Annotated in this window: 14 protein-coding genes; 6 read left to right on the top strand and 8 right to left on the bottom strand. The window is 67.8% G+C overall.

Annotated elements, in window-relative coordinates; all coding sequences use genetic code 11:
* Nucleotides 1-92: 92 nt before the first annotated feature.
* Nucleotides 93-1,601, bottom strand: a complete 1,509-nt coding sequence (locus tag ACTOWJ_RS26295) for a phospholipase D-like domain-containing protein (protein ID WP_441337580.1) — start codon at nt 1,599-1,601, stop codon at nt 93-95.
* Nucleotides 1,602-1,734: 133 nt separating this feature from the next.
* Between ACTOWJ_RS26295 and ACTOWJ_RS26290 the strand changes: the two genes are divergently transcribed.
* Nucleotides 1,735-2,952: a glycosyltransferase gene (locus ACTOWJ_RS26290; RefSeq protein ID WP_441337579.1), complete on the top strand. Its 1,218-nt coding sequence runs from the start codon at nt 1,735-1,737 to the stop codon at nt 2,950-2,952.
* Nucleotides 2,953-3,056: 104 nt separating this feature from the next.
* Here ACTOWJ_RS26290 and ACTOWJ_RS26285 read toward each other — a convergent pair whose 3' ends face one another.
* The 3 genes from ACTOWJ_RS26285 to ACTOWJ_RS26275 are packed head-to-tail and all read right to left on the bottom strand — an operon-like array spanning nt 3,057 to nt 5,792.
* Nucleotides 3,057-3,161 carry a DUF6053 domain-containing protein gene (locus ACTOWJ_RS26285; RefSeq protein WP_441337664.1) on the bottom strand — a complete coding sequence of 35 codons (105 nt, stop codon included), beginning with the start codon at nt 3,159-3,161 and terminating at the stop codon, nt 3,057-3,059.
* Nucleotides 3,162-3,201: 40 nt separating this feature from the next.
* The gene (locus tag ACTOWJ_RS26280) at nt 3,202-4,779 is read right to left on the bottom strand and encodes an MFS transporter (RefSeq protein WP_441337578.1); all 1,578 of its coding nucleotides are present in this window, start codon (nt 4,777-4,779) and stop codon (nt 3,202-3,204) included.
* Complete coding sequence (locus ACTOWJ_RS26275; protein WP_441337577.1) at nt 4,776-5,792, bottom strand: NADP-dependent oxidoreductase; 1,017 nt, start codon at nt 5,790-5,792, stop codon at nt 4,776-4,778. The genes ACTOWJ_RS26280 and ACTOWJ_RS26275 overlap by 4 nt, the downstream gene beginning before the upstream one ends.
* Before the next feature lie 151 nt (nt 5,793-5,943).
* Here ACTOWJ_RS26275 and soxR point away from each other — a divergent pair, with 151 nt between their 5' ends.
* From soxR to ACTOWJ_RS26255, 4 genes are all read left to right on the top strand, one after another.
* Complete coding sequence (gene soxR, locus ACTOWJ_RS26270) at nt 5,944-6,420, top strand: redox-sensitive transcriptional activator SoxR (protein WP_441337663.1); 477 nt, start codon at nt 5,944-5,946, stop codon at nt 6,418-6,420.
* 154 nt (nt 6,421-6,574) lie between these two features.
* Complete coding sequence (locus ACTOWJ_RS26265) at nt 6,575-7,084, top strand: DUF1993 domain-containing protein (RefSeq protein ID WP_441337576.1); 510 nt, start codon at nt 6,575-6,577, stop codon at nt 7,082-7,084.
* Between the two features lie 325 nt (nt 7,085-7,409).
* Nucleotides 7,410-7,991 (top strand): Ig-like domain-containing protein, encoded by a 582-nt coding sequence (locus tag ACTOWJ_RS26260; RefSeq protein WP_441337575.1) that lies wholly within the window; start codon nt 7,410-7,412, stop codon nt 7,989-7,991.
* 603 nt (nt 7,992-8,594) lie between these two features.
* Nucleotides 8,595-8,885: a DUF6916 family protein gene (locus tag ACTOWJ_RS26255; RefSeq protein ID WP_441337574.1), complete on the top strand. Its 291-nt coding sequence runs from the start codon at nt 8,595-8,597 to the stop codon at nt 8,883-8,885.
* A 75-nt stretch (nt 8,886-8,960) separates the two neighbouring features.
* Here ACTOWJ_RS26255 and ACTOWJ_RS26250 read toward each other — a convergent pair whose 3' ends face one another.
* The 4 genes from ACTOWJ_RS26250 to ACTOWJ_RS26235 form a co-directional block, all read right to left on the bottom strand.
* Nucleotides 8,961-9,554, bottom strand: coding sequence for a GNAT family N-acetyltransferase (locus ACTOWJ_RS26250; RefSeq protein WP_441337573.1), 594 nt, complete (start codon nt 9,552-9,554; stop codon nt 8,961-8,963).
* A 4-nt stretch (nt 9,555-9,558) separates the two neighbouring features.
* The gene (locus ACTOWJ_RS26245; RefSeq protein WP_441337572.1) at nt 9,559-10,089 is read right to left on the bottom strand and encodes a phage tail protein; all 531 of its coding nucleotides are present in this window, start codon (nt 10,087-10,089) and stop codon (nt 9,559-9,561) included.
* A 63-nt stretch (nt 10,090-10,152) separates the two neighbouring features.
* Nucleotides 10,153-10,683 (bottom strand): phage tail protein, encoded by a 531-nt coding sequence (locus tag ACTOWJ_RS26240; RefSeq protein WP_441337571.1) that lies wholly within the window; start codon nt 10,681-10,683, stop codon nt 10,153-10,155.
* A gap of 73 nt (nt 10,684-10,756) precedes the next feature.
* Nucleotides 10,757-11,287, bottom strand: a complete 531-nt coding sequence (locus ACTOWJ_RS26235; RefSeq protein WP_441337570.1) for a phage tail protein — start codon at nt 11,285-11,287, stop codon at nt 10,757-10,759.
* Nucleotides 11,288-11,604: 317 nt separating this feature from the next.
* Here ACTOWJ_RS26235 and ACTOWJ_RS26230 point away from each other — a divergent pair, with 317 nt between their 5' ends.
* Nucleotides 11,605-18,330 carry a putative Ig domain-containing protein gene (locus ACTOWJ_RS26230; RefSeq protein WP_441337569.1) on the top strand — a complete coding sequence of 2,242 codons (6,726 nt, stop codon included), beginning with the start codon at nt 11,605-11,607 and terminating at the stop codon, nt 18,328-18,330.
* Nucleotides 18,331-18,590: the final 260 nt, after the last annotated feature.

Here is an 18,590-nt window from a genome sequence, read left to right as displayed (position 1 = left end):
GCCCTGGTCTGGAAACGTATATGACTGCAAGCTCACGCGGTGGAGTGCGCGACCGAGCGCGCGCCATCGGATGCGCGGCGCGACGAGGATGGCTAGAAACTCGACAAACCACTGGCTTCGCTGAAGCGATACCAGACCTTGCGCCAGGCCGAATCGTCGGCGTACTTGGGATAGTCGGTGCTGATGCCGCGGCCGTCGCCGTTGCTCCAGCTTTGTTCGAAGTAGGCCGCGGCCTGCATCGCCACCGGCGCATCGGCCCGCGCGACCACGCGCGCGCTGGATTCGAGGTTGTAGTCGTCCAGATTGCGCCGGGTGTAGTTGGCCGAACCAGCGATCAGTTCGATCTTGCCGTCGCCTCCGGTGCGCAGCAGCAGCTTGGCGTGGCATTGCTCGCCGTGGGTGTCGCACCAGCGCACCGGCACGCCGGCCTGGTGCAGTTCGGCGGCGACCTGGCGGTTGGGCACGCCGTTCTTCTTGCGGCCGAAGGCGTCTTCGTTGGGATCGAGCAGCACGCGCACGCCGACGCCGCGCTTGTGCGCGGCGGCCACGGCATCGACCAGCCGGCGGTGCGAGAAGTAGAACACCGCGATATCCAGACGGTCGCCGCTGCGCGCGCCGTCGACGGCCGCGAGCAGGCCGTCGCGGATCTTGCTTTCGGTCAACACCTGCACGCGCGGCGCGAAGGTGGTGTCGACGATGCTTTCGCGCGGGATCGCGGTCGGTAGCCCGCGCGGCCAGGCGCCGCCGGACAGCGCGACCACCGCGCGTTCGCTGGCCAGCAGGTCCAACGCCGCCGCGCCGCTGAAGCGCAGAGCGACGTTGCCGTGCAGGCTGCTGGCATCGTGCGGATTGGCCGAGGCGACCAGCGCGGTCCAATCTGCGCCTTCGTCGACCACCAGGGTCTTGCGATGATTGGCGTTGAGATTGAACAGCGCCAGCCAACTGCGCAGATCGACCTGGCCGGGGCCGAGCGGGTTGGGTAGCCAGCCATCGCGATCGTCGTTGCCGAGCCAACTGCAGCACAGATGCCACAGGCCCGACCAAGCCGGGTTGGGTGTGCGCAGTCGGCGCAGGTCGGTCACGACGACCTCCACTCCGGCCGCGCGCAAGGCGTGCAGTCGCGGCGAGGGCAGACCGCCGTAGACGGTGTTGATGGGGTCGGTGATCAGCACCGCCTGCAACGACGGTACCGCGCGCTTGCGTGCGATCAGGGCGTCGGCGAGTTCCTGACTGAGCTTGCGGTAATGCGCGCCGCTGGCTTCGCTGCCGAAATCGTTGAACAGGAATTGGTCGGCGACGACGACGCGTCGGGCCTGGCCGATCAGGCGCAGGGTTTCGTCGAACACGTGCTGCTCGCTGTGGCGGACCTGGCGCGCGTCGGTCCAGGTGATGTCGGTGAGCAAGGCGACGTTGCCCGCGGTGCGCAGCGGCCCGGCCTGGCTCACTCCGGGCGGTAGCGACTTGTGTACCTGGTAGACGCCCATCGCGATCCAGGCCAGCAATGCGATTGCCGCGCCGCGTTTGAGCCAGCGGCGGAAGCGGCGCGGCGGCGCAGAGGCGTCGGGGAAGGCGTCGGACGTCGTATCGGCGGAGGCGGGCATCGGTGCTCGGGGTGCGGGGTAGCCTATGGTGTGAAGGCGGGGCGGCTTATGCAACTACGCGGGAGAAGGGTTGGGGTGAGGGCCAGCCCGCCGCAGACACAAATCGGTCACGCCCCAGGCCTAGGCTGGCAGGATGAACATCCTGATGCTGTCGGACGTGTACTTCCCGCGGGTCAACGGCGTGTCGACCTCGATCCGCACCTTCGCCCAGTCGCTGGCGCGCATGGGCCATTCGGTGACCCTGGTGGCGCCGGACTACGGGCCCGGCAGCGGGCAGGAGCTGCACGACAGCGCCGAGTTCGAGATCGTCCGGCTCGATTCGCGGGTGATCTTCTTCGATCCGGAAGACCGTCTGATCCGCGCGCCGGAGTTGCGCCGGGTGCTGCCGCAACTGACGCAGCGGCACTGGGACGTGATCCACATCCACACTCCGTTCCGCGCCCACCGCCTGGGCGTTCGCCTGGCCGAACTGACCGGACGGCCGACGGTGGAGACCTATCACACCTATTTCGAGGAATACATCGGCCACTACCTGCCGTGGGCGCCGGTGGCGCTGCTGCGCCTGGTCGCGCGGCGGTTGTCGCGGTTCCTCTGTCACGGCGTGGATCATCTGATCGTGCCGACCGCGCAGATGGTCGAAGTGCTCGATCGCTACGGCATCGCCACGCCGTCGACGGTGTTGCCGACCGGGATCGACCTGGACGAGTTCGCCCATGGCGACGGCGCGCGTTTCCGCGCCGAACACGGCATCGGCGCGGGCCAGCCGACCCTGGTCACGGTGAGCCGTCTGGCCGTGGAGAAGAACATCGCCTTCCTGCTGCAGGTGGCCAAACGGCTGATCGCGGATTTTCCCGAACTGGTGTTCGTCATCGCCGGCGAAGGGCCCGATGCCGAACGGCTCAAGCGCCTGTCCAAGGAATATGGCCTGGAGCGCAACGTGCGCTTCTTCGGCAATCTGGACCGGCGCACGACCTTGCTCGATGCCTATCGCGCCGGCGACGCCTTCGTATTCGCTTCGCCGACCGAGACCCAGGGGCTGGTGCTGATCGAAGCGATGGCGCTGGGCGTGCCGATCGTTTCGACCGCGGTGATGGGCACCGCGACGGTGTTGCGCGGGGCGCACAGCGCGGTGGTCAGTGAAGAGAACGTCGAAGCCTTCGCCGGCCACGTCGCGCGGGTGCTGCGTTCGCCGGAACTGCGCGCGCAGTTGTCCGCGGCCGGTCCGGTGGATGCGCGCGGTTGGAGCACGCAGGGGCTGATGGAACAGGTGGTGGCGTTGTATCAACAACTGGCGCAAGCCCCGCCGAAGCGGGCGGGCGCGTCGCAGCAGGCGTCGCAAGCGGCGGGTTGAGCGCTTGCGGCAGTCGCGGGCGCAAACAACAAGCCGAAACCGCAAGGTTTTTGTGAGAGGCCTTCAAGCCGAGAATCCGAAGCAGGAAGTCTTTTGCGGGACCTTCAGGCCCAAAGCTGAAGCCAGAAGTCTTTTGTGGGAGGGCCTTCAGGCCCGACGCTTTTCGGCCAGATCGGATCGAAACGCGTCGGGCCTGAAGGCCCTCCCACAACCGCCGCCACCTGCGTGGCTCCCGGCGCACGCTGAAACTCAGCGCACGACCCTTACCCGCGCCGCCAGCGCCAGCCCGAGCAGCGCCAGCGCGAAGGCGATCGCGAAGCCGCAGACATAGGCCCAGGTGTGCGAGCGGCTCAGCAGCGCGGCGAACAGCGAGCCGCCGATCGCCAGCGCGGTGGCGGTGTAGATCGCATCGCCCAGGTGCAGCGCCGAAGAGTTGACGCCTTGCCGCTCCGGCGGCGACAGCTCCAGCATCAGCACCGACAAGGTCGGATAGATCAGGCCCATGCCCAAACCGGCGATAACCCAGCCGGCGACGCCCACGGCGAGCGGCGTATGCGCGTCGATCAGCGCGGCGATCGCGGCGATGCCGAGCGCGATCATCGCCATGCCCGCTTGCAAAAACCGCTGCGGCGCGCGCGCCTGGGTGGTGCGGCCGCGGAACCACGAGCCGGTGGACCAGCCGACCGCGCCCAAGGTCAGCACCAGTCCGGCCCAAGTCGCCGACAGGCCGCGCTCTTGCGACAGCAGCAGCGGAATGTAGGCTTCGGTCATGAAGAACGCGCCGGCGCCGATGCCGCGCAGCGACACCACCGTCGGCAATCCGCGCGCGGCGCGCAACGCGCCCGCCGGCAGCAAGCGCGAGGCGGACAGCGCCAACGCGGCCGTCGCCGGCAGCAACCACAGCAGCGCGGTCCAGTCGCGTTGCTGGCCGCCGTAGTGCAGCGCCAGCAGACTGACGGTGGTCAGCAGCGCCCACAGCAGGCGCGTGGTTTGCTCGTGGTTCGACAGCCCGGTGTCGGCCGAGGACGCGGGACCGAGACCGCGCAAGGCCGGCAGCACCAGCAGCGCGGCCAGGGCGGCGACGATGGGCACCGACAGGAACACCCAGCGCCAGCCGGCGTGTTCGACGATCGCGCCGCTGATCGCCGGCCCGACCATCGCCGGCACCGCCCAGGCCGCGGCGAAGGCGACGAATACCTTGACCCGCAATTGAGTCGGATACACGCGGCCGACCACGACATACAACGCGACCGAAATCAGCCCGCCGCCGAAGCCTTGCACGACGCGGCCGGCGATCAACAGCCACATCGACGGCGCTAAACCTGCTGCGATCAGCCCCAGCGAGAACCAGGCGATGCCATGACGCAAGGGCGCGGCCGGGCCGCGCGTATCGGCCCAGCGTCCGGCGGCGACCATGCCGACCACGCTGGCGGCGAGCGTTCCGGCGAACGCCAAGGCGTACAGCGGCAAGCCGTTCAAGGCGCGCGCGACGGTCGGCATGGCGGTGGTGATCGCCAGCGCTTCGAACGCGACCAAGGCCACCAGCGCCACCGCGCCGATGGTCAGGCCGCGATAGCGCGGCGCGTACAGGCTGGTCGCGGCCGCATCCGATGTCGTCTGGTCGGCCTGGCCATCGTCTTCGTGCCGGCCCGAGTCGTCCTGCGTCACCGAATCCACCGAGCCAGGCGCTCCAGCCCCGGCCGGTCCGCTCCGCAGCGCCAGCTTGCTTTCGTCGGGGGACGGCGCTGGAGCGCCTGGCTCGATGGATTCCAGCGAAGGAGCGGCCGCCAACGCGCGTGCCCGGATCGAGCCATCGTTCGCGCTCATGCGCTCAACCTCAACGCCGGCATGGCCTCGTACACCATCAGCACCACCTTGCCGCGCGCCGGCCCGTGTTCGACGGCGCGATGCGCATCGGCGGCGCGGGTCAGCGGAAACATTTCGCGCACGTGCACCAGCAGGCCATGGCTCTCGTGCAGGTTCGCCAGTTCCGCCAGGCGTTCGCGGCTGCGCTGGTCGTGCAGCACTTGCAGGCCCAGGCGGCGGGTCTGCGCGGTGTCGCGCAAGGTCGCGATGCGGCCGGGATCGGCGCCCAGGCCGATCCAGGCGAGGAAGGTTTCGTCGCCGAGCGCGTCGAATACCGCATCGGCGCCGTGCGGCGCGTGCGCGCGGGTCTGGGCGATGCCTTGCGCGTCGTCGAGCACCGGTTGCGCGCCGAGCGAACGCAGGTAGTCGTGATCGGCGGCGGCCGCGCTGCCGATCACGCGTACGCCCCAGGCGCGCGCCAGTTGCGCGGCGACGCTGCCGATGGCGCTGGCCGCGCCGTGGATCAACAGCGTTTCGCCCGCGCTCACCTGCAACTGGCGCAGGGCGGCGTGCGCGGTCTGGCCGGTCGAGGGCAGGGCGCCGGCCACCGCCCAGGACATCGTCGCGGGTTTGCGCACCACTTGTGCGGCCGACACGGTGAGCGCTTCGGCGTAGCTCATCGCCGCGGCCCAGCCCATCACTTCATCGCCGATCGCCCAGTCCTCGACGCCTTCGCCGATCTGATCGACGACGCCGGCGAACTCGTTGCCGATCCGGCGCGGAAACGCGCCGGGCGCGGCGCTGCGGGCGAACTCGTGTTCGATCTCGGGCTCGCCAAGTCCGCGCCGCAAGGCGATGTCGCTGGGCCGCACGCCGGCCGCGCGCACGCGCACCCGGATTTCGCCGGGATCGGCCTGCGGCATCGGCAGTTCGATCGCACGCAACACCTCCGGTGCGCCGTAGCGGTCGAACACCACGGCCTTGACGCGGGGAAGGCCGCAGGTCGTGACTGGGTCAGCGTGGTGAGAGGCCATGACTTGACGCCGCAAGGGGATGGCGCGCAGGATAGAACCTCAATATAAGTTGAGGTCAAGCGTCCATGTGTCGCACCCCGCAAAGGCATGCATCGATGCCCGCATCCGCATCCGTACGCATGCCCGCGACGGCCCGGGAACGGCGATGAGCATGACTATGGAACTCACCGTCGGCCAGGTCGCCGAACGCTCTGGCGTGGCGGTCTCGGCGCTGCATTTCTACGAAGCCAAGGGCCTGATCCACAGCCTGCGCACGGCCGGCAACCAACGCCGCTACAGCCGCGACACCTTGCGCCGCATCGCCATCATCCGGGTCGCGCAGCGAGTCGGCATGCCGCTGGCGACGATCCGCGAGGCGCTGGACACGCTGCCCGATTCGCGGATGCCCTCGCGCAGCGATTGGGCGCGCTTGTCGGCAGCGTGGAAGGACGAGCTGGAACAGCGCATCGTCAACCTGACCTTGATGCGCGACACCCTCGATCAATGCATCGGCTGCGGCTGTCTGTCGCTGGATCGCTGCCGGCTGGCCAATCCCGACGATACCTGGGGCGATCAGGGCGCCGGCGCGCAGCGCTGGGCGGCGGCCTTGCAGCAGGGCAAGCCGCGACGCGGCGCCAAGAAGGCCTGACCACCGTTCGCGCAAAGCCGGCCCGGATCCTGGCCGGCCCGGCGCGATTCGCCGTCGCGGCGGGCCGCTGCGGGCGCGATCGGCCGCGATCGGCCGCGTCTGGGCCGCCGCCGCGTCGTACCATGGGCGCTTCCCTTCGCACGACGATTTCGCCATGACCCTTTCGATGCACGCAGCTTCAGTTCCGGTAATCCAACAAATGCTCGGCAGCCTGGCCGAGATTCTCGCCCGCACCGAAGCCCACGCCACGCAGCGTAAGATCGATCCGGACGCCTACCTGCAGGCGCGCCTGTTCCCGGACATGTTCGCGCTGCTGCGCCAGGTGCAGATCGCCTGCGATTTCGCCAAGGGCATCAGCGCGCGCCTGGCCGATGTCGACGTGCCGGTCTACGACGACAGCGAGCGCAGCTTCGCCGATCTGCAGGCGCTGATCGCCAAGACCCTGGCGTTCATCGGCGGGCTGGAGCCGGCCCTGTTCGAGGGCGCGCAGGACCGAGAAATCGTGCTGCGTCCGGGCACGCCCAAGGAGCGCCGCTTCGCCGGCGGCGACTATCTGGTGCGCTACGGTCTGCCGCAGTTCTTCTTCCACGTCACCACCGCTTACGCGATCTTGCGCAGCAACGGCGTGGAGATCGGCAAGCGCGATTACATGGGCCAGTACTGAGCCCGCGCGACCGCAGTCGCGGCGCCGCCCGGCGCCGTTGAGACCGCTTCGAAACAGCCCGCTTCGGCGGGCTTTTTCGTGGCCGCGACATCGTGCGAAACGAAGGCGGCGAACGGCGATTTTTTCGATCGCCGTCGCCTCCCGTCTCGGCCTCTGCGACGCCTTGCTGCGATCATGTTTTCCCGTTGGGACAGGAGGTCGCAACGGGTCCGGACACAGTCAGGAACACGATCGCGGGGCGATGTCGACGACAGGTCGCGCACCGATCGGCGCAGGGATGCGCGGTCCGGAAATTCCCCTCCGTTGCAATCCAGAAGGAGTTGGCATGCCGTACAAAAGTATCCAGGGGCCCTTCGTGCTGAGCTTGGCGCTGGTCGCGCTCGGCGCCGGCGCGTTCGGTGCCCCGCAATTCGACGATTCGCAATTCGACGATGTTCGCGCAACCGCGGCGCAACCGTTGCGACCGCACGGCGCGCAATCGCTGCGCGATGCCGACCGGCTGCGTTTCGAGCAGGCGGTGGCGGCGCGCGGCGAGTCCGCGGGCCAGGCCTCGCGCGACACCGCGTTGGCGTCGGCGCAGCGGGAAATCGGGCGGCTGCGCCGTTACGAGCCGCTGGCCGCGGCCGACGTGGTCACCCACAGCGTCGACGGCGCCGATTCGACCATCGCCTTGCGCGGTTCGATCGGCGACGGTCAGGCGCTGAGCTACAGCCTTGCGCAGGCGCCGCGTCATGGCCGGGTCACCATCGACAACGGCCGAGCGACGTATCGCCCGGATCCGGATTTCGCCGGAGTCGACACCTACACCTACCGCGTGCAAGCCGGCGATCAAAGCGCCGAAGCGGTGGTGGCGGTGACCTCGATCCGCGAACGCAGCCTGCCGGCGACGGCAGCCGCGGCCTTGTAATCGGGCCGCTCGCCTTGTCGCCGCTGCGTTGCGCGCAGCGGCGCTACCGCTACCCCTCGGAAAGGGGTAGGGGACGGCTCCCGCGCTGGGCGCGCGAGCCGATGCGCAGCACTTCGGACCGGTCCGCGCGATGCGCGGCCGATCCGCCGGCCCTCTCGTCGTGGTGACGGGCACAGGCCGATCGCGCCGGCGCCGCCGTTGAATACGGCGTCCGGCGCGGATCGGAACGAAGGCTGCGCGATCCCCGGTGTCGGCCGGTCCGCGGCGTTCGCAGGTCTTCCGCCTGCGACGCCGCGGCCGGTACGGACCGAACCACGCCATGGGTATCGATGCTTCGCCGCGCATGCGGCGACGGCGCTTCGTGTTTGGACGTCTTTCATCCCCGTCAGTGATGAAAGCCGCAGCGGGCAGGGACGCCCGCCGTCGGGGCTCCGGCCGCTCGCCGCCTCACTGGGCCGGCGGCGCGGCGGCCGGAGCCGGCCGATGCAGCTCGCGACCGCGCGGCGACCGATTCGACGAGTGCATCGCAAATCCGTCGCCAGGGCTTGCATCTTGAGCGCAGCGAGACGACGATGCGGCCTCGGCTTGGGGAGGCCCTGAACCATGGAATTGCTGACGCTGGAACACTTCGCCGGCCATGTGAACGAGACTTACTCGGCGCATCTCAACGACAGCGAAGTGCCGTTCGTGCTGGTCGAGGCGCGCGCGCTGAGCACGCGGCCGCAACAGCCCGAGCGCATGCCGTTCTCGCTGCTGTTCCGCAACGGCTCCGCGTTCCTGTTCCCGCAACAGACCTATCTGATGCGCCACGAGTCGATCGGCGAAATCGGAATTTTCCTGGTGCCGGTCGCGCGCGAACGCGACGGCTTTCTGTACCAGGCGATCTTTAACTAAGGCTGCTTCGACTGAGCCTGCGCGCCGGGCGCGGCCCGGCGCGATCGTCGTCGAATTTCCGCGCGCGGGTTGCGTTCATGCCAGTGCTTTGACTGCGATCTGCCGCTCGCGCAGATCCCACTCCCAGCGCATCAGCGCATGGGTCGGCATCGATTCCACCGCGACGAATCCCAGCCGCTCGTACAAACGCCGCGCGCCGTGATTGCCGTGCTCCACATGCAAGCGCATGCCGCGTCCCAGCGCGTGCGCTTCGTTCTGGGCCCAGCCGATCAGCGCACTGCCGATGCCATGTCCGCGGGTGGTTTCGTCCAGGCTGATGTCGACCAGCAGATGCTCCGGCGCGGTGCGTTGCAGGTATAGCCGCCCGATCGCCGCGCGCTCGCGTTCGATCACCAGAAAATCGGCGCGTTCGTAGTAGCGAACGTAATGCAGGTGCTGCGCGGTGAACTGCTGGTCGAGGAAGGCGTGCAAGGCCTGCTCGGGCCAGCCCATCGGTGCGAACTCCACCGCGCGCTGGCGCCGGTACAGCGCGCGCAGCCAATCCATGTCGCTGTCGCGCGCCGCGCGCAGACCGATCCCGCTTCCGCTCAAGGACGTGGGAAGCTCGAAGTCGCCGCCGCGCGCGTCGGGAAACGCGAGCGGCGGCATGTGGGGTTTCGCAGCGTGCATGGTCTTACTCGAACGCCGGGAAGACGCCTTCCAAGGCGATGCAGAAATTCATCGCAAGGTAGGGCTGGCGGTTCTCGTGCGGCTGGCTGTTGCCGGTGGGCAGCACCAGGGTCGGCGAAAATTGCGCGTTGGCGGCGGTGCCGGGGACGAAGGCGAAGGTATTGGGCGAGCCGAGCGAGTTGCCGCTGCTGGGCACGTCCGCCTTCTTGCTGGCTACGTTCTGGTTGTAGAGCGTTACTGCGTGGGTGTGGATGGGCATTTCCTGCGAGGAAAGGGTGACCGCATTGGAGCCGAAAGTTTCGCCCATCGATCGCGGGGTTAGACCCGACCCCTGACCTTGGCTGCAGACGGCGCGATTGACGAAGTTCGGCAATTGGAAGGTGGTCTTGCCGTCGCCGCCGTACTGGGTGCCGAGCAGTGCGAACAGCGCGGTGTTCTGCTGGATCGGTATGGTTTGTCCCGTGCAGACGGCCCAGCCGCGCGGCGCGAAGTTGAAGCCGAAAATCTGGATTTGAGCGATGAAAGGTTCGGTCATGACAGTGTCCTCTGACTCGGCCTGCGCGACCGCGGTCGCGATGGCGCGGCTTGGTGATGGTGATCAGCCCTGCGACGGAAAGAAGCCGAACGCGGCGATGAAGAACATGGCCGTCAATGTCGGCATCAGATTGCTGTGCGGTTGATTGCCGCCGCTGGGCGTCAACGACGCGGGATTCATCGCGAGCGGCGAGGAGCCGCTGGTGTCGGTGACGTACATCGCATCGCCGTTGAGCGCGCCGAGTTCGACGCCGACACCGATCTGGGTCGCGGTGGCCAGTTGCGAAGTCGCCAACAAGGTGTGTCCGTGCGCGGGCATTTGCTGGGTGATCAGGGTGACCGATTCGCTGCCGGACGCTTGGCCGGTCACGTACGAACTCAGGCCGGGACCTTGTCCCTGGTGGATGGGCACTCGGCCGCTCAGCCCGGGTACGGCGAAGGTGCTTATGCCGTCGCCGCCGTAAGTGGTGCCGATCAGGGTGAACAGCACGTCGTATTGCGAGATGGCCAACAGTCGTCCATCGCAGGGGATCCAGCCTTGCGGGGTGCGGCCGAAACCGAACAATCGGATTTCGCCGACATAGGGATTGCTCATGGTAGGTACTCCGGAACCTTGCATTGTGAAAGGTGTGGCCGCCTCGCGCGGCCGTCTTGCATCGATCGTCGGCTCAGTTGCGCGACGGATAGATGCCTTGCAATGCGATGCAGAAATTGATCACCAGATACGGCTGCAGGTTCGGATGCGGCAGGGTGCCGCCGGTGGAGCCGATGGTGGCCGGCGCCAACGGCACCTGCGTCTGTCCGGTGGCGGCGTAGATAGCGGTCGAGGTGGTTCCGTAGAAATTGTTGGTCGGATTGCGGCCGGTCGTGGCGGCGGTGACGCCGCACAGGTTGTGGTTATGGACCGGCAGTTGCGGCGTGAGCAGAGTGACGTTCTCCACGCCGCCGGTCTCGCCGAGTTGATACGGCGTTGGGCTCCAGCCCGGATCGCTCGAGGCGCCGAACTCCACCGGCGTGCGGCTTTGCAAGTTGGGCAGCGCGAAGGTGGTCGTGCCGTTGCCGCCGTAGGTGGTGCCGAGCAGCGAGAACAGGGCCTGGTTCTGCGCGATGGACAGGATCTGACCGTTGCAAAGGGCGAAGCCCTTGGGCGCGAAACTGAACCCGACGGTGATGATCTGTCCCACGAATACTTCTGTCATCTCTTCCCCCAAAGGATGTTTCCGGACGCCGTGCGCGCTGCCGGACGAAATACCGTGCCTCTGCCGCACGCCCCGTCCGCGCACGGCGGAAACGAGCCGGTCCGACCTGGCCAGGTATGGCGCGTGAGCGCCATGACCTTGCCTAACGCAGAGCGGCGGCGAATACGGCCGGTTTTGCCGCCGAACTGCGTAACAGGTCATGAAAAGGGGCATGCCAGGGGCAGTAGGCGTGCAGACCGCGACCAGAGCGATCTTTGGGTTTACGGCGGCGGTTTCGGGGAGGACACCCGGTTCCGCACCGTCAGGGGATGATCAACATGCAACAGCAGTCAGCGCGTCGCGCGGGCGATTCTTTCGTCATGCGTCTGCATACCGTGCTTCGTTCCGGCTTGTTCGCGCTATGCGGCCTGGCCGCGTTGTGGGCCGGGTCGGCGGCGGCGTTGCCGCCCTCGTTGCATTGTCCAGTGATCAACATATCGGTGGCCCATGGCGGCACCCACGAGCGCGACGTCAGCAATTGCGACGGGCCGGCGAACTTCGGCATCGGCGTGGTCGACTTCAACACGGCGCACGGCCGCGCCGTGACCGTGAATGTCGACCAGAACGTCTCGAAGCTCACTTACACCCATAACGGCGACAGCGCGCTCAGCGATACCTTCGTGTTCCCGGACGGAGACAACGGCGACGTCACGGTCAACGTGACCATCGCGCCGGCGAGCAGCCCGATCACGGTCAACCCGGCGACGATCACTCCGCAACTCGGTGTTCCTTACAGCCAGAGCATGAGTTCGTTCGGCGGCGTGAATCCCTACACTTACGTTCGCAGCGGCGGTACCTTGCCTAACGGCTTGAACTTCAGCAACGGTACCTTCAGCGGCACGGTGCGTCAGCGCGGCAGTTTCCCGATACAAATCACCGTCACCGACTCGACCCTGCCGACCGCGCTGACTACGGTCAAGTCGTATTCGATTTCGATCCCGAACGCCCAGCCGGTCATCGGGCCGGATCCCTTGCCGCCGATGACGCGCACGGCGCCTTACACGGCGACGCTCAACAGCACCGGCGGCAATGCGCCGTACAGCTATTCCTTGAATGGCGGTGCATTGCCGCCGGGTCTGAGTCTGAGCGGTGTCGGCCTGATCAGCGGCACGCCGACCGCCACGGGCAATTACAGTTTCACGGTCAGGTCGGTAGACGACAGCGACCTCGGTCCGGGCGTTCCGGCGATCGCGTTCGGCGTCAAGACCTATAACGTCACCGTCGCGGCCGAGCCCACTATCGTCGTCGGTCCGGCCAGCGTTCCGGATGCGACGATAGGCGTCGTCTACAACCAGACTTTCATCGGCAGCGGCGGTACTGTGCCGTATACGTTCTTGTCGACCGGCACTTTGCCGACGGGGTTGATCCTCAACACCAGCACCGGCACTTTGAGCGGGACGCCGACGGCCGCGGGTACCTTCAACTTCACGATCCAGGCCAAGGACAACAACAACTTTACCGGCAGCCGCGCTTACACCGTCGTGGTGGCGCCGCCGGTCATAACCATCGCACCGGTTACGCTGCTCAACGGCGCCGTCGCGGTCGCTTTCAACCAGACCATCAGCGCCAGCGGCGGCATCGAGCTGTATAGCTACTCGGTGCCTCCGGGTACCTTGCCGCCGGGATTGAGCCTGAACGGCACCACCGGCGCGTTGACCGGCACGCCGACCGGCGGCGGCACGTTCGCCTTCACCGTCACCGCCACCAGCAACAGCACCGGCAGCGGCGCGCCGCACACCGGTACGCGCACGTACAACCTGACGATCAACGCGCCCACCGTTTCGCTGCCGGCAACCAGCTTCCCCGTTGCGACGCAAGGCATGCCCTTCAGCGCGAACTTGAACGGCGCCAGCGGCGGCACCGCGCCGTACACCTACGCGTTGAGCGGCGGCGCGCTGCCGCCGGGCATGAACTTGAGCAGCGTCGGCGGGTTGTCGGGCACGCCATCGGCGTCCGGCAATTTCAGCTTCGACGTCGTCGCCACCGACTCCAGCGCCAACGGCGGGCCGTACAGTTCGACGGCGCGCAACTACACGCTGCAGGTCGTCAACATTCCGCCGGTGGCCAATCCTCCGGTCGTGGCGCCGGTGTTCGCCTACAACGACATCGCCAGACCCGTCATCTTGAACATCACCGGCGGCGTGGCCACCTCGGTCGCGATCGCTTCCGCGCCTGCGCACGGCACCGCGATCGCGTCGGCGATGACCATCACCTATCAACCGACCACCGGTTACGCCGGTCCGGACAGCTTCACCTACACCGCGACCAACAGCGCCGGTACTTCGGCGCCGGCGACGGTGTCGCTCACGGTCGGCAATCCGACCATCACGGTGACCGCGTCCGGTCCGTTGACCGCGCAGATCGGCGTGCCCTACACCCAGACCTTCACCTGGACCGGCGGCGCGCAGCCGTTCAACGGTTACGACGTGACCGGCGTGCCCAGCCTGCCCGCCGGGCTCAGCGTCACCGGCACCACCAACGACAGCGTGACCTTGTCCGGCACGCCGACTGCCGCGGGTACGTTCTCGTTGACCGCCGTCGCCACCGACAGCAGCACGGGGAGTGGACCGTTCACCGAGGATGAAGTGTTCGTCCTCACGATAAGCGCGCCGACGCTGAGCATGACGCCGGCCGCGGGTACGTTGCCCGCGACCTACGGCGTCGCCTACAGCCAGACCTTCATCGCCAGCGGCGGCTCGCCGGCCTATACCTACGCGGTCAGCACCGGTCTGCCGTCGTTGCCGCCCGGCCTGTCCCTGGATACCGCCACCGGCGTGCTGTCCGGTACGCCGACGGCGCCGGGCACGTACGCGTTCTCGATCCGGGTGACCGACAGCTCCACCGGTAGCGGCGCGCCGTTCTCGCGTACGCAAAACTACGTGGTGCAGGTTCCCCCGGTGAGCATCGCGGTCGCGCCAGTGAGCCTGCCGGGCGCGCAGATCGGCGCGGCCTACACCGCCTCCGTGAGCGCCAGCGGCGGCATCGGGCCGTACACCTTCAGCATCCCGCCCGGCAGCGAGCCGCCCGGACTGAGCATGGCCGCCGACGGCACGTTGAGCGGTACGCCGACCGCCGGCGGCACCATCAACTTCACGGCGATCGCCACCGACGCGAACGGGCATACCGGCAACCGTCCCTACATCTTCACCGTGGCCGCGCCGATCATCGCGATCGCGCCGGCGAGTCTGCCCGACGGCGGCATCGCCCAGCCCTACGCCGCGACGTTGACCGCGTCCGGCGGTACCCAAGGCATCGGCTATCAGTTCTCGGTTCCGCCCGGCGACCTGCCGAACGGCCTGAGCCTGGCGTCCAACGGTGTGCTCAGCGGTACGCCGAGCGCGGGCGGCACGTTCGCCTTCACCGTCACCGCGACCGACCGCAGCACCGGCGCCGGGCCGTATTCGGGCACGCAGAACTACAGCGTGACTATCAATCCATCGACCATCGTGCTGCCGCCGACGACGTTGGCCAACGCGACCCGCCACTCGCCTTACAACGCGAGCATCAACGCGGCCACCGGCGGCACCTCGCCGTATTCGTACACGCCGTCGGGCGCGTTGCCGCCGGGCATCGCCTTCAGCAGTTCCGGCCAGGTCAGCGGCACGCCGACGCAGCCGGGCACGTACACCTTCAGCGCGACCGCGACCGACAGCAGCACCGGCACCGGCCCGTATACCTCGGCGGCGCAGAGCTACACGCTGGTGGTCAACGACATAGTGCCGATCGCCAATCCGGTGTTGCCGGATCCGTTGATCGACTACGGCGACGCGCCGCAGTCCATCACGCTCGACATCACCGGTGGCACCGCGAGTTCGGTCGCGATCGCCACAGCGCCCGCGCACGGCACCGCGATCGCGTCGGGGATGACCATCACCTATCAACCGGCCGCTGGTTATGCCGGCGCCGACAGCTTCACCTACACCGCGAGCAATTCGGTCGGCACCTCGGCCCCGGCCTTGATCAGGCTCACGGTCAAGAATCCGACCATCCGCGTCACCGAGTCCGGACCGATGACGGCGCAGGTCGGCGCGAGCTACACCCAGACCTTCACCTGGGCCGGCGGCATGGCGCCGTACCGGGAGTTCTCTGCGGCGGGTCTGCCGGGTGGCCTGATCGTCACCGCCACCAGCAACGACAGCCTCACCGTCAGCGGCACTCCGACCGAGGCCGGCGGCGCTATTCCGATCACGGTCAGCGCCAAGGACAGCAGCACCGGCAACGGGCCGTTCATTCAATCCAAGGCGTATGTGTTGGCGGTCAGCGCGCCGACGCTGGCGATGACCCCGGCCGCGGGCAATCTGCCGATGAACTACGGCGTGGCCACCACCATCAACTTCGCCGCCAGCGGCGGTACGGTCGGCACGGGATACGTTTTCAGCCTTGCCGCCGGCGTGTTGCCGAACGGGGTGGGCCTGACTTCGTCCGGTGTGCTCAGCGGTACGCCGACGGTGCCGGGCACCTACAACCTGGTGGTCCGGGTGCAGGACCAAAGCACCGGCACCGGTGCGCCGTTCGTGCTGCAGCAGAGCTACACCATCGTGGTTGCTACGCCGGTCATCGCGATCGATCCGCCGGCCTTGCCCAACGGCACCGCCGCGGCTGCGTACGACGCGCAGTTCAGCGCCACCGGCGGCGTCGCGCCGTACAGCTTCTCGCTGCTCAGCGGTGCCTTGCCGATCGGCTTGGCCTTCAACTCGGCCGGAGCGGTCTCTGGCGTGCCGCGCTCGGACGGCAATTTCAGCCTGACCGTGCAGGCCACCGACAGTAACGGCCAGACCGCGTCGAAGGTGTACACCTTCACCATCGATCCGGCGACGGTGGCGATCTCGCCGGCGACCTTGCCGGGCGGCGTGGTCGGCACGGCGTACAACCAGAGCCTGAGCAGCAACGGCGGCATCGCGCCGTACAGCTACTCGATCGTCTCGGGCAACCTGCCGATCGGCCTGAGCTTCAGTTCGGCCGGCGCGTTGAGCGGCACCCCGAGCACGGCCGGCAGCTACACCGCCAACATCCGTTCGACCGACGCCGCCGGCTACAACATCACCGCGCCGTACACCATCGTCATCGCCGACGCGACGCCAGTGGCGGTGGACGACAGCGCCAGCACCTTGGCCAATCAAGCGGTCACGGTGAACGTCACCGCCAACGACACCGGCATCATTGCCGCGGTCGCGGTGGATTCGGCGCCGAGCCATGGCGCCGCGACGGTCAGCGGCGTCAACGTGATCTATACGCCGACGAGCAACTACTTCGGCAGCGACAGCTTCACCTACACCGCGAGCGGTCCGGGCGGCACCTCGGCGCCGGCCACGGTCGCCATCACCGTCAACGCATTACCGGTGCCGGTGGGTCAGCCGCAGAACGTGACCACGCTGTCCACCCAGGCCGTCGTCATCGACGCGGCCAACGGCGCCAGCGGCAGTCCGTTCACCGGTGTGACCTTGCTCGCGCCGCCGAGCTCGGGCACGGCGGTGGTGCAGGGCGCCACCCAGATCCTGTACACGCCCGCGGCCGATACCAGCGGTGCGATCGCGCTGAGCTACACGCTCAACAACGCGTTCGGCGCATCCGCACCGATCACCTCGATCATCACCGTCAATCCGGTGCCGGTCGCCGTGTCGCGGCGCGTGCGCACCATCGCCGGCGCCACGATCACGGTCGATCTGACCCTGGGGGCGCGCGGTGGTCCGTTCACCGGCGCGACCCTGGTCTCGCTGACTCCGGCATCGGCCGGCGAGGCGGTGGTGAGCGGCTCGGGCGGCGTCTATCAACTGCGCTACTCGCCGCCGATCGGTTACTCCGGCGTGACCGTGGCGACCTTCACCTTGAGCAACGCCTTCGCCACTTCGGCCAGCGCGACGATCGAGGTCGAAGTCGCGCCGCGCAGCGATCCGTCCAAGGACCCGGAAGTGCTGGGCATCCTCAACGCCCAGACCGAAGCCGCGCGCCGCTTCGCCAATTCTCAGATCGGCAACTTCCAGCAGCGCATGGAAGGTCTGCACGACGGCGGCACCTCGGGCACGCGCTTCGACAACGGCCTGAGCTTCTCGATCGACCCGCGTTGCCGCGACGAAGCGCGGCGCACGCCCGGCAGCGATTGCCGCCAGCCCGCGCTGGGCGACGAAAGCGCCGCGCTCGAACCCAAGCCGGCGGTGGAAGGCACCGGTCCGCAGTACGGCGTCTGGACCGGCGGCACCATCAACAGCGGCAACCGCGACGGTCGCGGCGGCGGCTCGGCCGGGTTGGACTTCGAGACCAGCGGTATCAGCCTGGGCGCCGACTACCGCATCAACCGCAACTTCGCCTTCGGCGGCGGCCTGGGCTACGGCCGCGACGACACCGAAGTCGGCCAGCGCGGCAGCCGCAGCAAGGGCGAGAGCTACAGCGCGGTGCTGTACGCCAGCTATCACCCCGGCGAGAGCTTCTATCTCGACGGATTGCTGGGTTACCAGTGGTTGTCGTTCGATTCGAGCCGTTACGTCACCGACACCGGCGGCCGCGTGCGCGGCAGCCGCGACGGCAACCAGTGGTTCGCTTCGATCTCGGCCGGAATGGAGTACCAGCGCGACCGGCTGCGGGTGTCGCCGTACGCCCGCCTGGACGTGGCGCGCGCGACCCTCGACGGCTACACCGAGCAGGGCGATGCGCAATACGTGTTGAAGTATCAGAACCAGGACGTGGAGACCACCACCACCAGCCTGGGCCTGCGCATCGACTATCGCTACGCGGTGCGTTGGGGCACGTTCTCGCCGCAGTTGCGTCTGGAATATCAATACGACTTCCAGAACGACAGCTTCGCGACGATGAGCTATGCCGACATGGCCGGCGGCCCGTTCTTCCGCGCGCGCCTGGACGGACTGGACCGCAACCGCTTCGTGTTCGGACTGGGCGCGGTGCTGCAGACCGAGCGCGACTGGGCGCTGCGTTTCGAGTACCGCGGCCTGTTTGGCAGCGGCAACGACGACGACAACGGCTTCATGATCAACATCGAGAAGAAGTACTGAGTCGATAGAAGCATCCAGCAGGTCGACAGCGGGCGCGGCTTGGGCCGCGCCCGCTGCGTTTCTGGCGTTCGGGCCGCCGATCGTTTCGCCTCCGACCGTAGGAGCGGCGCAAGCCACGACCAACCGAAGCGACGCAATACCACTAAATCAACCGAAGCGATGAAACTCGGTGGCTCTTGCATTTGAAGGCCTGAGGCAGGCGGGCAATACCACTAAATCAACCGAAGCGATGAAACTCGGTGGCTCTTGCATTTGAAGGC

Origin of the sequence: Lysobacter sp. CA199, from assembly GCF_052078715.1 — a bacterium.
Lineage (GTDB): Bacteria > Pseudomonadota > Gammaproteobacteria > Xanthomonadales > Xanthomonadaceae > Lysobacter.
This window is presented reverse-complemented; position numbering and strand designations above follow the sequence as displayed.